General features: G+C 63.9%; 13 protein-coding genes and 1 pseudogene. 8 read left to right on the forward strand and 6 right to left on the reverse strand.

Annotation, left to right across the window (positions count from 1 at the left end; translation table 11 throughout):
- From DID96_RS30100 to DID96_RS30110, 3 genes are all read right to left on the reverse strand, one after another.
- Positions 1 to 261, reverse strand: a 261-nt coding sequence (locus DID96_RS30100) for a helix-turn-helix domain-containing protein (RefSeq protein WP_260464046.1), incomplete at its 3' end; no start/stop codon positions are given.
- An 86-nt stretch (positions 262 to 347) separates the two neighbouring features.
- Positions 348 to 500 carry a CHAT domain-containing protein gene (locus DID96_RS39625; protein WP_124602875.1) on the reverse strand — a complete coding sequence of 51 codons (153 nt, stop codon included), beginning with the start codon at positions 498 to 500 and terminating at the stop codon, positions 348 to 350.
- Positions 454 to 1,326 carry a CHAT domain-containing protein gene (locus DID96_RS30110; protein WP_185732409.1) on the reverse strand — a complete coding sequence of 291 codons (873 nt, stop codon included), beginning with the start codon at positions 1,324 to 1,326 and terminating at the stop codon, positions 454 to 456. The genes DID96_RS39625 and DID96_RS30110 overlap by 47 nt, the downstream gene beginning before the upstream one ends.
- A 332-nt stretch (positions 1,327 to 1,658) precedes the next feature.
- Between DID96_RS30110 and DID96_RS30115 the strand changes: the two genes are divergently transcribed.
- The 3 genes from DID96_RS30115 (at position 1,659) to DID96_RS30125 (ending at position 4,225) form a co-directional block, all read left to right on the forward strand.
- Positions 1,659 to 2,396 carry a hypothetical protein gene (locus DID96_RS30115; RefSeq protein WP_124602877.1) on the forward strand — a complete coding sequence of 246 codons (738 nt, stop codon included), beginning with the start codon at positions 1,659 to 1,661 and terminating at the stop codon, positions 2,394 to 2,396.
- A 410-nt stretch (positions 2,397 to 2,806) separates the two neighbouring features.
- The gene (locus DID96_RS30120) at positions 2,807 to 3,136 is read left to right on the forward strand and encodes a DUF4148 domain-containing protein (RefSeq protein WP_124602910.1); all 330 of its coding nucleotides are present in this window, start codon (positions 2,807 to 2,809) and stop codon (positions 3,134 to 3,136) included.
- Positions 3,137 to 3,511: 375 nt separating this feature from the next.
- Positions 3,512 to 4,225, forward strand: a complete 714-nt coding sequence (locus tag DID96_RS30125) for a nitroreductase (protein WP_124602878.1) — start codon at positions 3,512 to 3,514, stop codon at positions 4,223 to 4,225.
- A 232-nt stretch (positions 4,226 to 4,457) separates the two neighbouring features.
- On the opposite strand, the gene gcvA is transcribed toward DID96_RS30125, so the two are convergent.
- On the reverse strand, positions 4,458 to 5,360 hold the full coding sequence (gene gcvA, locus DID96_RS30130; protein ID WP_124602879.1) for a transcriptional regulator GcvA: 903 nt from the start codon (positions 5,358 to 5,360) through the stop codon (positions 4,458 to 4,460).
- 144 nt (positions 5,361 to 5,504) lie between these two features.
- On the opposite strand from gcvA, the gene DID96_RS30135 reads away from it, so the two are divergent.
- Positions 5,505 to 6,803: an adenylosuccinate synthase gene (locus tag DID96_RS30135; protein ID WP_124602880.1), complete on the forward strand. Its 1,299-nt coding sequence runs from the start codon at positions 5,505 to 5,507 to the stop codon at positions 6,801 to 6,803.
- A gap of 434 nt (positions 6,804 to 7,237) precedes the next feature.
- Positions 7,238 to 8,179 carry a LysR family transcriptional regulator gene (locus DID96_RS30140; protein WP_124602881.1) on the forward strand — a complete coding sequence of 314 codons (942 nt, stop codon included), beginning with the start codon at positions 7,238 to 7,240 and terminating at the stop codon, positions 8,177 to 8,179.
- A 176-nt stretch (positions 8,180 to 8,355) separates the two neighbouring features.
- Here DID96_RS30140 and DID96_RS30145 read toward each other — a convergent pair whose 3' ends face one another.
- Positions 8,356 to 9,072, reverse strand: a complete 717-nt coding sequence (locus tag DID96_RS30145; protein ID WP_124602882.1) for a dienelactone hydrolase family protein — start codon at positions 9,070 to 9,072, stop codon at positions 8,356 to 8,358.
- A 396-nt stretch (positions 9,073 to 9,468) separates the two neighbouring features.
- Between DID96_RS30145 and DID96_RS30150 the strand changes: the two are divergent.
- Positions 9,469 to 11,955: pseudogene (locus tag DID96_RS30150) on the forward strand (TonB-dependent siderophore receptor).
- A 215-nt stretch (positions 11,956 to 12,170) separates the two neighbouring features.
- Here DID96_RS30150 and DID96_RS30155 read toward each other — a convergent pair.
- Positions 12,171 to 12,479 carry a DUF4148 domain-containing protein gene (locus DID96_RS30155; protein WP_124602883.1) on the reverse strand — a complete coding sequence of 103 codons (309 nt, stop codon included), beginning with the start codon at positions 12,477 to 12,479 and terminating at the stop codon, positions 12,171 to 12,173.
- Between the two features lie 560 nt (positions 12,480 to 13,039).
- Between DID96_RS30155 and DID96_RS30160 the strand changes: the two genes are divergently transcribed.
- Both DID96_RS30160 and DID96_RS30165 read left to right on the forward strand, forming a co-directional pair.
- Positions 13,040 to 13,495 carry an antitoxin Xre/MbcA/ParS toxin-binding domain-containing protein gene (locus tag DID96_RS30160; RefSeq protein WP_124602884.1) on the forward strand — a complete coding sequence of 152 codons (456 nt, stop codon included), beginning with the start codon at positions 13,040 to 13,042 and terminating at the stop codon, positions 13,493 to 13,495.
- The gene (locus DID96_RS30165) at positions 13,492 to 13,971 is read left to right on the forward strand and encodes an RES family NAD+ phosphorylase (protein ID WP_124602885.1); all 480 of its coding nucleotides are present in this window, start codon (positions 13,492 to 13,494) and stop codon (positions 13,969 to 13,971) included. Before DID96_RS30160 ends, DID96_RS30165 begins: the two co-directional genes overlap by 4 nt.
- Positions 13,972 to 14,128 lie beyond the last annotated feature (157 nt).

Here is a 14,128-nt window from a genome sequence, read left to right on the forward strand (position 1 = left end):
CAGTCGCGCTTCGTGTGTGATGCGTGGTGGACGGCCACTGCGCTCGCCTTCGCGAATACCTTGGGCACCTTGCCGGGCAATGCGCTTGCGCCACAGGCAGACCGTTTGCACCGAGACACCCAGCTCCTGCGCAATCACCGTATTGGAGTGGCCCTCGTGGGCCCACAACGCGATCCGCGCCCGCATCACGTCTCGCTGCGTGGCCGTCTTCCGCTCGATCAGCGATCGCAGTTCCTGTCGTTCTTTATTCGCCAGCTTCACTGGCGTTGCATGGCGGCCTCGGCTCATCCAGAGATGATGACCGAGCCCATTAATTATTCAATCTATTTACAGGATGTTGTACTAGATCAAGCGGAATGCAGGGGCGTGTCATCGCCCGCCAGAAGGAATCCGGCCCAGCCAGACGGCGGGATACCTGCGTCACGAAGCGCGATCTTCGCCTGTCGAAGCGCCTCACCTTTGGGCTCTCCCTTCGCCAGGACGCGATAGAATGCCGCCATCAGCGCGGTGGTGGCCTGACTCGGGACGGGCCACAGCCGATGTGACGGTACTTGCCGCGCCGGCCTCTTCCAGGGAGCGCCGCAGGCTGGAGACACCCTCGCCCAGGTCAATGTCGCCGTTGCCGGTATTGCAGCCTGAGAAGACCGCAAGCTGCGTCGCGCCAAGAGGAAGCGGTGCGATATCAGAGGCGAACATGAGGGAGGGGCGGGAAGTGCCCGACAGGACCAGGCCGGCTCTGCGTCCTGGCACGATGATGCCACTCATGTTGTCGAAGGCGGGGGTGGTGTGATCGGTCGCCCGGTCGAACTGCGTGTCGAAAAGTGCGGCATGGCTGGCGACATGCAGGATCGCCGGGGATGCACGCAGATCCAGCAACGCAGCTGGCGTGGCAGCGGCACCTTCAAACATGCCGACCCTGATATGCATTCCCTCGAGACTGGCTCGCACGGCGTCCGCTTCAAGCGCAGTATCGGCCAACTCCGGCACGGTTACGCTTCCTCTGGTCAGGCTTCCGCTCGAAAGCCGCCAGCCGGCTCCGTTGGGTTCCTGTCCCGCGGCCCCAACGGGAGACGTGTAGGCGAGGTTGGCGACTACGCAGGCGGGACTGGCGTTGCGCGGGTCGGCCTTGTCCTTCACGAGCTGGGTGAGTGTGGTCACGTAGCGCATGCTGCGGCGCTCGACGAGCGGGTGCCCGTCCGCGCCTGGCAACGCCTCAAAGGGCACCAGCGTCAGTGCGCCATCAGGATCGATGATCCAGCTGTGCATCAAGGCAACGTCAGGCGGAAGGTCGGCCAGCAGGCGATCTCTCAGGGCTTCGCCGTGCACGCGCCGCATCCGTGGCCGCAAGCAAAGCCCGGCGGAAACCGTAGGCCGCGCGGTCGATCTCGTCGAGCCTGCCGACGTCGCACAGATCCGTTCCGCTTTCGGTGATGCAATATCGGGCGTAGCGCTTTTCGATGACGCTCCCGTCGCCGGTTGTCCGCTGTAACACAGCCTGAAAGTATCAGGAAATCGTTCCTGACTTGCGCATATGCCTTGGAACATGCCCACGACGGCGCGCTAATTCTTACGTGAGGCAATACCGTGCCAACAGACACTGCCGTCGTGCAACTACAATAGCCGCGAACCCAGTTGACTCGCCCGTTCGGACAACAGTCATGACATATGCCAATCGCTGGATCAAGCGCGCAGTCATCGGAATCATCCTGTCCGCGGTGATGACTTCCGGTCTCGTCGCTTACGGCTATCTTGGCGTCACCGCCACTATTTGTACCGCATGCTTCGGAATGGAGCGCGCGGGACCCGGGCTCATCGTTGATCGGGAAATGCCCGCCAAGATACGAGACGCGTTATCAACAAATGCGATGGAGGCTGAAACTCGGGTCCGAGGGTTTTACGGCACGTTCGACCGCGCGCCGACTATCGTTGCCTGTTCTACGGATGAATGCGACAGACGCATGGGGGGACGTGGTGCTCTTGCGTCTACGTCCATAACACCGCTTGGGACGATTACTCGAGTTTCGCCTCGCGGCCAGACGCCTACAATTCTGGCGCACGAGTTCTCGCATGTAGAGTTACATCGGCGGATTGGCTGGTGGAAATTGGCCAATGGAGTCATGCCCGCCTGGTTCGACGAAGGCGTCGCCGTCATTGTCTCGGACGACAACCGGTACCTGAACGCTGGAACGACACCGGCCGAGCGTTGTGTGCGAGATAGCGAGAGTTCGCTCCCATCGAGTCCAGCCGAATGGGGGCCGCGCGCTGGCAAAGACCGGATGATCTACGCTGACGCTGCCTGTCGCGTTCTGCGATGGATGGAGACGCATGGTGGCCGGGACGGATTGCTGAAGGCAATCGATGCCGCATCGGACGGGGATACACTGGATCTGCAATGAAACGTCGCGCGTCGCGAGCACGTACCGTGCATTGAAACACTATCTTCAAGCGATGCCGAACGCATGCGCTCGGCCATCCTCGATCTTCAAGCAGCTTCGCGCACCGCGCGCCACGCGGTCGAACGTACGACACGTCATGCAACACGCGAGCAATGTCTCGCGCATATGGCACATGAGCCACTGTGTGTGAATACATGTGATGGATGGGCGCATTGGGACCGGGCGCATCGCGCACGCGCATGCATCGCGGACGACATCCGTAAATGCCCCGACGACCGATCTCGATGTCGCCACTCGCGCTGCAACACGGTTATGATTCAGAAGCCCCGATTGAGCCATGCTCGCATCGGGGGCAGGGGCGGTATCTCTACGTACGTCAAACCGTAACAAACAGAATAGAGAGTTCAGCGATGCGAATCCAATTCAGAAGGTTCACGCTTGTTGCTGCTGCCGCAGCTTTCCTGATCGGCGGGACGGCCTCGTCGTTCGCGCAGACGACGGCAAGCGAGCCTGCCACGCAGGACGCGAAGGCGGCTGCGAAGGCGGCGAAGAGTCAGGCGCGCAAGGAGGCACGCGCGCAGCACAAGGCCGAACGCAAGGCGGCGCGGGCAAAGAATACCGCCGAGCTGAAGAAACTCGAAGACGCCGGATACAAGCCGGCGGTCAATGACCCGAACTATCCACAGAATCTTCAGGATGCTGAGAAGAAGGCAGGCGCTGCGGCCGGCGCGAGCCAGTAAGTCATGCCAGGGCGATACGCGATTCGCATCGCGTATCGCCCGCTCCAATTCGTGATGTCCTGCACATCGCATCTCACCAGGACAGGTTGCCGAGCCGGCAGCCGCACGTCCTGACAAAACCTTCGTTATCCTTTGGATGTCTACAGCCTGTGTCGTTCCGGCATGATTTTCCCGGAACCCGCTGGCTGGGGTGCGCGAACGCCGTCCAGGTCTCCGCGTTTCACTGACGCGGGCCGAAGCATTCGCGGCATGTGTCGCGCGATTCATGCCGATTGGCACCCGCGTCTCGACATTGTCCCGCTCTCAATCTAACTTACGACTGTATGGTATATGTCGTTCTTCGCGTCATGCCGATCATGTCGAAAGGAGGAGACGATGCAACATCACATCGATCGCACGTATTCAGGTACGGAATCCGCATCCGATGCCGCGACACTCAATCGCCTGCTGTCCGCACGCCACACGTGTCGTGCGTACCGTCCGGATCCCGTGCCGGACGACGTGATCGCCGGCATCGTCGACATCGCGAAGCGCACGGCATCGTGGTGCAACGTGCAGCCGTGGCATCTGGTCGTCACGTCGGCCGACGCGACCGAGCGATTCCGCCGCGCGCTCGTCGAGCACGCGGAGACGCATCCGGAAATCGATTCCGATTTTCCGTTTCCCGACGAATATCGCGGTCCGTACGCCGAGCGCCGGCGCGAAGTGGGCTATGCGCTCTACAACGCGCTCGGTATCGAACGAAGCGACAAGGAAGGGCGCGCGCGGCAGAGCTTCGAGAACTTCAGGATGTTCGGCGCACCGCACGTGGCGATCCTGACGACGCCCGCGGAGCTCGGCACCTACGGCGCGATCGATTGTGGCGCGTTTGTCGGCGCGTTCTTGCTGGCGGCGCAGGCATACGGCGTTGCGACGGCGCCGCAAGGCGCGCTCGCGCAGCACGCGCGATTCATCCGGGCCTACTTCGGGATCGGAGACGAACGGCATCTGGTATGCGGGATCTCGTTCGGCTACTCGGATACCGGTCATCCGGCCAACGGTTTCAGGGCCACCCGCGTGACGAACGACGAAGTGATGCGGATCGTGTGAAGGTGACCGCAGCTTGCCGGTTCGCAATATCCGGCAAGCCGAAAGGGCGCTGTGCACACGCACGTGGGCTCCCCGTTGACGATCGCGCGCGATTCGGCCGTGCGCTTCAACACGAAGCGGGGCGAGATGTTCTGGCGGCCGGCGACATGGGCTGGATCTCCAGCTCGCTCGTGATGTCGCGCGCGCTGCACGTGGCCGCGCCGCTATCGACGACACGCAGCTCGAGCGTGCGTCATTCGTCGCGCGGCGCCGCCGCGTTCCCCGCCCGTTCCAGCCAGTCCTTGAATGCACGCACGGCACCGTCCTCCGCGCGCGCAGCGGCGACATAGGTGAAGTATCGCCACGGCGGCAACGCCGGTTCCTTGAACGGCTGCACGAGCCGGCCTTCGGCGACATCGTCGGCAACGAGCGCGATCGGCCCCATCGCAATGCCAAGCCCGTCGAGCGCCCCCTGCAGCGTCAGGTAGAAATGCTCGAGCGTCAGCGAATGCCGCGGCGTGAGCTGTGCCTGCCCGACCGCCGCCAGCCATTCCGGCCACATTCCGGGGTAGGTCGCCGCGTGCAGCAGCGTGAAATCGGCGAGGTCCGCCGGTTTGCGCAGCGTCTTCCCTTCGAGCAGCTTCGGCGAACACACCGGCAGGCGGACTTCGGAAAGAAATTCGTCGGCAACGTACCCATCTATGGTTTGCGGACCGCCGCGAATGATCAGGTCGACCTTGTCGCGCAGTTTTTCGATCGGTTCGTTCGACGTGGACAGCCGCACCTCGATGTTCGGATGGGCGACCTGGAACGACGACAGCCGCGGCACGAGCCAGCGCAGCGAAAACGTGGCCGGCGCGCTGACGCGCAGCACCTGCAGCGGACCGCGCTGAAGCTGCTGTGCGGTGGCGAGCGCGATGCGGTCGAACGCGGCGCCGATTTCGGCGAGATACGCGCGCCCGGCGTCGGTCAGCTCAACACGCCGGTTGTGGCGCTCGAACAGCGGCCGTCCGAGCCAGGCCTCGAGCTGCTGGACATGCCGGCTGACGGCACCGTGCGTCACGCACAGCTCGTCGGCGGCCAGCGTGAAGCTGCCGAGCCGCGCAGCAGCCTCGAACGCGCGCAGGGAATTCAACGGTGGAAGTTTCCGGCTCATCGCATGGTGTCCATTCGCGTCAAATAAACTCACGCGATGCCTCAGGTTTAATCGTTTGATCGCCGCGAGCGGCTCCGCCAATATGGCACACAAACGGCCAGACGGGCCGGAATGTGTCGAAATTTCTCACATGGAGAGCGGAGCATGCCGAATGTCGTGGTGGTGGGCGCCCAATGGGGCGACGAGGGCAAGGGGCGTCTGGTGGACTGGCTCGCCGGGCAGGCCGACATCGTCGCGCGTTACAACGGCGGCCACAATGCGGGCCACACGCTGGTCGTCGACGGGAAGACCTACAAGCTCGCGCTGCTGCCGAGCGGCCTCGTGCGCGGCAAGCGCGGCGTGATCGGCAATGGCGTCGCGCTCGATCCGGAGGCGCTGCTCGCCGAGATCGACCGCGTTGCGCAGCTCGGGCTGGCCGTGACGCCGGATAACCTGTCGATCGCCGAGAACGCGACGCTCGTGCTGCCGGTCCATCGGGCCATCGATGCGGCGCAGGAGAAGCTGCGTCGCGAGCCGATCGGCACCACGCTGCGCGGGATCGGCCCGGCCTACGAAGACAAGGTCGGCCGCCGCGGGCTGCGCGTCGGCGATCTGGCCGAGCCCGAGACGCTCGCGAACAAGCTCGATGCGCTGCTCGATCATCACAACGCGTGGTTCCGGGGCGTGGGGCTCGACGAATATTCCCGCGATGCGATGCTGTCGACGCTCGTCGAGCTCGCGCCACAGGTGCTGCCGTTCGTCCGTCCGGTGTGGGCCGACCTGAATGACGCGCATGACGCGGGCAGGAAGATCCTGTTCGAAGGGTCGCAGGCCGTGATGCTGGACATCGACTGGGGCACGTATCCGTACGTGACGTCGTCGGGCACCGTCGCATCGGCGGCCGCGGCTGGCACGGGGCTCGGCGCGTCGAAGCTCGGGCACGTGCTGGGCGTGACCAAGGCGTATGCGACGCGCGTCGGCGGCGGGCCGTTCCTGACCGAGCTCGACGACGCGATCGGCCTCCGGCTGCGGGAATGCGGCCGCGAGTTTGGCGTCAATACCGGCCGGCCGCGCCGCTGCGGGTGGCTCGACGGCGCGCAGCTTCGGCAGGCCGTGAAGGTGTCCGGGATCGATTCGCTGGCACTGACCAAGCTGGATGTGCTGGACGGATTCGACACGATCCGCCTCTGCGTCGGATACGAACTCGACGGGTTGCGCGTCGAGCATCTGCCCGCGAGCCTCGCTGCGCAATCCCGCGCGAAACCGGTTTACGAGCAGTTCGACGGCTGGACGGAAGCGGTCAAGGGCAAGCGGCAGCTCGGCGATCTGCCGGCGGCGGCGCGCCGCTTCGTCGAACGCGTCGAAGCGGTCGCGGGCGTGCCGGTCGCGCTGATCACGACCGGGCCGGAGCGCGACGACACGATCGTGCTGCGGGATCCGTTCGATGTGCCGGTGCGCGCGTAACGAGCGATTCTGTTTCCGGACTGGGCACGCGTTGCGTTCGCGAAGCGGGTGGAGGTGCGTGATGTGCGGCGCTGGCCAATCCTTAAGGACTCCGGTCGAGCAATGCCTGTGTTGCCCCGATGTGCGCTTCCGGATCGGCACGTCGCAGTGACGACGCGATGTGCCGCCGCCACGGCTGGCGGTTGGGCGCGCGTCGGGCATGCGGAACTGGACATGCCCTGGACGGTGCTGTACTGTTCCGCACCATTCGTACTGGAGCGGATGTCACCGGCGTGATCGGCGCGCATGCGGATTCGGCGGGCGCCGCAGCGGCGGTGACGGCATCTTGCGTTGCATCGCTCGCGCTGCGACGATACAGGAACGACCGGGGCTCGCGTGTCGCGATGCGCCGGGTCCGCACATTGCGAGGCGATCTCATTCCCGGGGACATGTCGATGGATACGCTACAGATGATGCGCATATTTGTCCGCGTCGCGGAGGAAGGCAGCTTCACGAGTGCCGCCCAGCGCCTGGACATCACGACAGCGTATGCGTCGCGCTCGGTCGCCCAGCTCGAGACGCACCTGCGTACGCGCCTGCTCAATCGCAGCACGCGCCGCATCGCGCTGACCGACGCGGGGCAGCGCTATCTCGACCGGTGCCAGCGGGTGCTCGCGTATATCGACGAGGCCGAAGCGGAAGCGGCGGACGCGCAGGCCAAGCCGTCGGGCCGGCTGCACGTGCACGCGACGACGAGCTTCGGGCAGGCCTACGTGGTGCCGGCGGTCGTGCGCTATCGGCAGCGCTATCCGGCGGTGGCGGTCGAACTGACGCTATCGCAGCACATTCCCGACATCATCGACGAAGGCTACGACGTGTCGCTGCAACTGAGCACGACCGAGCTGCCCGATTCGGGTCTCGTATCGCAGCGGCTCGGCGCCGTGCATAGCGTGCTGTGCGCGTCGCCCGCGTATCTGCGCGAACGCGGTACGCCGACGACGGTCAAGGAGCTCGAAGGGCACGCGTGCCTGCAGATCGTCACGCCCGTGTTCTCGCGCGAGCGATGGCATCTCGACGGGCCCAATGGCCGCGAGACGTTCGAGCTGCCGCAGCCCGATTTCCAGGTCAATATTGCAGATGCGCTCGGCGCCGCGCTGCGCGCGGGGCTCGGGATCGGCTCGCTGCCGATGTCGACCGCGTTGCCCGCGCTGAGCAGCGGTGCGCTGGTTCGCGTGCTGCCCGAGTACCGCTTGCAGCAGCTGACCGTCTACACGCTGTATGCGTCACGCCAGTACCTCGACGCAAAGATCCGGACGTTCGTGGATTTCCTGCGCGAATGCGTGCCGGAGATGCTGGCCGCCGACGAGGCAGCGCTGTGCGCGAAGCACCACGCATGAGTGGTCGTGCTGCGGAAGTCGATGTCATTCCGTTGTCCTGACGAAATTCTCCTTCGCTCCCGCCGCGGCTGATGATGCGGATTGGCCGGATCGCGCTCCGCCGGTCGCTTCCACAGCGCCGGCAGAGTGCGATCATGCGCGCGTTGGCGCGCTTATTTGCTCGCTCATTTGCTAGCTTACTTGCCCGTTTCGGTCCGCAGCGTGCGGCCCAGGAACGTGAGCGTGCGGTCCCACGCCCACTGCGACCACACCGGATCGAACTGCGTTGCCGCAATACGCGCGGGGCCGACAGCCGTTTCGTTCGCAAAGGCGTGATGCGCGAGGTAGCGGTGGAACTCGAAGCCGACGCTCGCATCGCCGAGCTTCTTCTCCAGCGCGTCGACCTGGTCGATCGTGAAGAACGCATCCTGCGTCGCCCAGTGGCCCATCAGCGGGGCCTTGATTTTCGACGGATCGATGTAGTCGAGCGGCGGGAGGCCGTACCACGTGACGCCGGCGTCCACGTCCGCGAACTGCAGCGACAGCAGCGTGAGCGCGCCACCCATGCAGAATCCCGTTACGGCGACGCGCGCGGCGCGCGTCTTCAGGTATTGCACTGCGCCGGGAATGTCCTGCGACGCAGCGTCGCCGAAGTCGAGCCCGGTCATCAGGTGATGCGCCTCGGCTTCCTCGACCGTCGATTTCCCGCGAAACAGGTCGGGTACGAGCGCGAAATACCCGCACCGCGCGAGGCGATCCGCGACGCCGCGGATCTGGTCATTCAGGCCCCACCATTCCTGGATGACGACGACCGCGGGTGCGCCCTCGGTCTTTTCCGGCGTGGCCAGGTAGCCCTGCAGTTCCTGGCCATCCGGGCGGCGAAACGTGATCATGGATCCGGGTGTTTGAGACATGAAACCGCTCCTTGTTGAGAATGCGCATGAATACAGCATCGAGTCGGGCCAGCGCGTGCGACGGCGATCGGGGCTTGCGCGGAGACCTCGATGATCCGCTCGCATCCGCTTCCGCAACCGCTTCGCCCGGGGCCCACCACGCCGGAATTCTATGCGCAAACGCGCTCGATCTGCGCGGGGGAGGCGTCGTGCTGCGAATCATTATCATTTTGGGCGTGATGCTCACTCATCTCGTAACAATGTGACAGGCTCGCACCGCGACTCCGCCCATTCCCCGTTGATCGCCGCATTCGTCAGGCAAATAGTTTTCGTCCGGACGTCAACAAAGCGGCGGGCTCATCCGGCAATCCTCGTAAGAGTCATCGATTCATTCCGATTCAAGCGAGGAGCGGGGGTATGGGGGTTACTGGGCGCCATCCGGGTGCCGGGCGCATCGTGTGCGTCGAGGTTGCATGCGGCTGTCTGTCGGGTCACGCATCGGGGCAGGGTGCGGAAGTGTTGTCGTTCGACATTCCGGCACAGCGTCTGGACCGCGCGTTGACTACTTTTGCGCGTCAGTCGAACGCGCAGTTGCTGTTTTCCACGTCGAGCGCCGAGCCGCGAACAAGCCATGCGGTAAAAGGCAAGATGTCCGCGTCGGCGGCGCTCGATCAATTGTTGAAGGGGTCGGGGCTGCATGCGCGGCCAACCGGCAAAAATATCTTCACGGTCGAGGGCGCCGCGCCCGCCTCGCCGGCATCGGCTGCCGCATCGCCGCGAGCCGATGCTGGCGCGAGTCGTGCCGCGGAACCCGTGGAACTGGCCGCAATCCAGGTATCGGGCGACCGAACTCACAGCGATCTCGTTCGGCCGACTCGGCAGATCACCGTGATCGGTCGCGAGGCGTTGCGTGACCTCGAAGCCGGGTCGAACAACCTCGCGACAGTGTTGAGCAAGGCCGTGCCCGGCATGGCCGATTCGAGCCATACGATCACCGACTATGGCCAGACCCTTCGTGGCCGGAACATTCTCGTATTGGTCGACGGCGTGCCGCTGAATACGAATCGCGATTCGGCGCGCAACCTGGCGAACGTCGATCCGAACAACATCGAGAAAGTCGAAGTTCTGCGCGGCAGCAGCGCGGTTTACGGTGCCGGCGCGACGGGCGGCATCGTGTCGATCACGACCCGGTAGCCCGGGGGCGAGCCGCGTGCAGAGACGACATTTTCGATGACGTCACCGCTGTCGCATCTGGGTAGCGGCGGTCTCGGCGGCACCATGCAGCAGTACTTCGCGGGCAGTCACGGGCCCGTCGAGTATGAGTTCAATGCAAGCGGACAACATATCGGCAGTTCGTACGACGCGCGCGGCCACCGCATTGCGCCGGAACCGAGCCAGGGCGACTTGTTCGATTCGAATGTGTATAACGTCGAAGGCTAGCTTGGATTCCGGATCGATGCGAATCAGCGCATCGTATTCTCTGCGAGCCACTATGACGCCAGGCAGGACACGCATTACGCGAGCGATCCGGCGGTCGCGAAACTGCCGGCGGGCACGGCGGTCGCGCGTGCAAAAGACGGGCTCGAGCTCGACGACCAGAATCGCATCCGCAACACGATGCTCAACCTGCGGTATGACAACAAGGATGTGTTCGGTAGCGAGGTCGCCGCTCAGTTCTACTACCGAAACTACTACACGCGTTTTGCACCGTTCGATGCGCGTGCAGTTGCGACACGCGGCAATAACATTGATCAGGTCATGCAGGACTCGACGGTGTTTGGCAGCCGCCTGACGATCACGACGCCGCTCGACCGAGCCGGACGCACGAAGCTTCAGTGGGGTGCCGACTTCAACCAGGAACGCAGCGATATGCCGGACGACGTCTTCTCCCCGGCAGCCTATGATGCGAGCGGCGGTCTCGTCTATCGCAAGATCGGCACGCTGACCTATCTTCCGCCGCTGACGACGCGCAGCATCGGCGGATTTGCACAGCTGCAGCACAAATTCGACGACAAGTGGTCGGCGGAAGCGGGGGTGCGCTACGAGCACGCGAGTGCAAGCTTCGACGATTTCGTGCCGCTGTCGCAGCTGCGGCTCGCGAAAAAATACACGGTGCCGGGCGGCTCGACCGGATACGGTGCGTGGCTGTTTAATGCCGGCGTTGCGTACGCGCCGGTGCGTGGCCAGGAATTCTATGCATCGTTCAGCCAGGGATTCCAGTTGCCGGATGTGGGTTTGCAACTGCGGAATGCCGCCGCTGGCTTCGACATCCATTCGTCGAGCCTCGAGCCGGTCAAGACCAACAACTATGAAATCGGCTGGCGCGGCAGCCTTGGCAACCACACCGACGGAACGCTCGCGCTCTTCTATACGACTTCCGAACTCGGTGACGTGCAGAGCTTCAACAACGGACTGATCCTGACGCGCACGGCCGAACGCATCGCCGGCATCGAGGCGACCGTTGACTACGTATCCGATGACGACAAGTGGGGCGCGGGTGGCACGATCACCTACCTGCAAGGCCGCGAGCGGCCACAGAACAGCGCGAACTTCCAGGACATGACCGGCTACCGCATCCCGCCGCTCAAGCTCACCGGCTACGTCGAGTACCGGCTGAACTCGCGCTGGAGCAATCGCCTGCAGGCAACGTTCTATGCGGCGCGCGACTACCGGCTGAACGACAAGATCAGTTTCGGGCGCATGGACGTCGGCAGCTACACGACGGTCGACCTGATCTCGCGGTACCAGATCACCAAAAAGGATCGCGTGACCGTCGGCGTCGAGAACCTGTTCAATCGATACTACCTGCCGCTCTATAGCCAGCTCATGCGCAACAGCAACAACACGAGCCGCCTGCCTGCCGCAGGCGCCGTGCTGACCGCCAGCTATACGCACCGTTGGTAAGCGCGGGCTTATTTGCGTGCGAATCGATGTACTGCACCGGGATCGGGTTGCCGCATATGAGCGGACGGGACCCCCAGTGATATGACCTGGATTGCGCGACTTTCGTGGCAATCAAGGGGAACGTGCGCTGCGGGCCTTTGCCGGCGAGCCCGGATTGGCCCGACAGCCTTTCCGGGCTTTGCTACAGGGAAGATCCTGCATCGATCGACGTCGATTTAGTGACCGAAGTAAACCGAATCGCGAGCGTCCTGCTTGACCGCAATGACGCGGCCCGCGCGAACGCCTGCAGCGGATTGCGCGCCGTAGCCGGTTTCGTCGGCATTCGACACGTGCGCCTGCGCAGCCTGGAGCGCGTGCGGGTAATAGGGGTCCGCTACTTCGGGCTTGTACCCGGCCTGCTCGAGCTGGACGAGTTCCGCACGCACCTGGGCTCGAGTCAGCTGCCCCTGATTCGATTGAGCGAACGCGCCATACGAGGCAGACAGTGCGGTGGCGGCGACGACAGCGTAGATGAACGATTTCATGATGACCTCCAGTTCTGTTGAATGAGCGCTTCACTCTTGATGTTCAGCGATTGATTGCATCGTAGCGATCGCGTTATCAGGCGGAAATACGCAATTCAGCGAAAAATTATTGCAACTGGGTAAACGATTCGGGGCGATCCGCGGAGATCATCGTGTTTTGTCTGATTATTTATGCGTCGGGACGCAATGACAAACGGCGTCCGGTCGAGAAGAATCCGAGGGTGGGTGCCACCGACGCGAGAAGAGGCGGCAGGCCGTCCGCCAAACTCTTCATGAGTTGACGAGTTGTTACGTGACAATCTGGTGACAGGGCGGAGCGACTTTATATACTGAAAGATCGCCTCCCCACCGCGACGGCGAATCTCCGATTCGCCAACCCCCATAACCGGCTGCCAGACGCCGGTTCGCACCGATCCTGCGACGCCTCGACAGCGTTGACGGCGAGCGACGACGCGATGCATCGGTACGAAATCCGCAGGAATCCGCACGAGACCAGAGCCAGACCCGCGCGGAGTTGGCAAAACGCCTATAATGACTGGGCAAATTGCCGAGGAAGAGTCATGAGCACCATTGCTTTTCGTCCGACGGGCATCGCGCACCCGCGTCAGGCCGAATTCACGATTCTCGAAGAGCTGCTGGCAGTCCGCGTCCGCTCGGGCGCCGATCTCGCCGAGCTGGCGAGCGCGCGCGTCGACGTCGACGTGATCGACCGGTTGTCCGAGCACGGTCTGAAGTCGGACGAACTGGCCTTCATCATCCCGCGGCGAACGCTGAGCCACCGCCGTCAGGCGCATGAGCGCCTGTCTCCCGAAGAGTCCGACAAGGCCATCCGTCTCGCGCGGATCGTCGCGCAGGCGTCGGCCACCTTCGGCGACCAGGACAAGGCCATGTCATGGCTGCGCAGCGCGCTCCAGCGCTTCGGCGGCCGTACCGCGCTCGACATGGCAAGCACCGAGCACGGCGCGCGGCTAGTCGAAGAGGCCCTCACGCAGATCGACGAGGGGTACTTCGCTTGACGACATTGTGGCGGATCAGCAATTACGCCGACCTGAAGGGCATCGGCGGATTGCGTGCCGGCGGACGCTGGCATTTCGCCGGGCAGCCCGTCGTCTATCTCGCCGAGCATCCGGCGCTCGCGCTGCTCGAGACGCTCGTCCACCTGGAAATCGGTTCGGTCACGCAGTTGCCTGACGGGTATCAACTGCTGCGTGTGGAGGTACCCGATTCGGTGGCCGTTGCCGAGATTGCCGAGTCCGACGCGCCCGCCGATTGGCGCTCGAATCCCGACTGGACGAAGGGCGCCGGCACCGAGTGGCTGCAGACGAAACCGAGCGCGTTGCTGCGGGTGCCGAGCGCGGTCGTGCCTTATGCGTACAACTACCTGCTGAATCCTCTCCATCCTGCCGCAGCCGACATTCGCATTGCGGAGGTCGTGCAGTCGCCGTACGACAACCGGATATTGCGGCTGATCCAGCCTGCGCCGCGCGAGTAGGTCCACGACGCGCGCGCCCAGGTTTCCGTCAGCATTCCGCCACCTCGAGGCGGCGCCGCGCGCGTAAGAAGCGGGCGCGAGTGCGACTTCTCGCACCGATGCGCGTTGTGTTCGACCCGCGCCTTGCCGCAAGCAGGTACAGCACTAGAATGATTAA

This window comes from Burkholderia sp. Bp8963, assembly GCF_003854275.1.
Taxonomy (GTDB): Bacteria; Pseudomonadota; Gammaproteobacteria; order Burkholderiales; family Burkholderiaceae; genus Burkholderia.

Bases quoted from the DNA above. Each gene is read 5' to 3' on its own strand.
- DID96_RS39625 (WP_124602875.1), bottom strand. From the start codon at position 500: ATGGCGGCATTCTATCGCGTCCTGGCGAAGGGAGAGCCCAAAGGTGAG.
- DID96_RS30125 (WP_124602878.1), top strand. From the start codon at position 3,512: ATGCAACATCACATCGATCGCACGTATTCAGGTACGGAATCCGCATCC.
- DID96_RS30145 (WP_124602882.1), bottom strand. From the start codon at position 9,072: ATGTCTCAAACACCCGGATCCATGATCACGTTTCGCCGCCCGGATGGC.
- DID96_RS30155 (WP_124602883.1), bottom strand. From the start codon at position 12,479: ATGAAATCGTTCATCTACGCTGTCGTCGCCGCCACCGCACTGTCTGCC.
- DID96_RS30115 (WP_124602877.1), top strand. From the start codon at position 1,659: ATGACATATGCCAATCGCTGGATCAAGCGCGCAGTCATCGGAATCATC.
- DID96_RS30140 (WP_124602881.1), top strand. From the start codon at position 7,238: ATGGATACGCTACAGATGATGCGCATATTTGTCCGCGTCGCGGAGGAA.
- DID96_RS30160 (WP_124602884.1), top strand. From the start codon at position 13,040: ATGAGCACCATTGCTTTTCGTCCGACGGGCATCGCGCACCCGCGTCAG.
- DID96_RS30135 (WP_124602880.1), top strand. From the start codon at position 5,505: ATGCCGAATGTCGTGGTGGTGGGCGCCCAATGGGGCGACGAGGGCAAG.
- DID96_RS30120 (WP_124602910.1), top strand. From the start codon at position 2,807: ATGCGAATCCAATTCAGAAGGTTCACGCTTGTTGCTGCTGCCGCAGCT.
- gcvA (WP_124602879.1), bottom strand. From the start codon at position 5,360: ATGAGCCGGAAACTTCCACCGTTGAATTCCCTGCGCGCGTTCGAGGCT.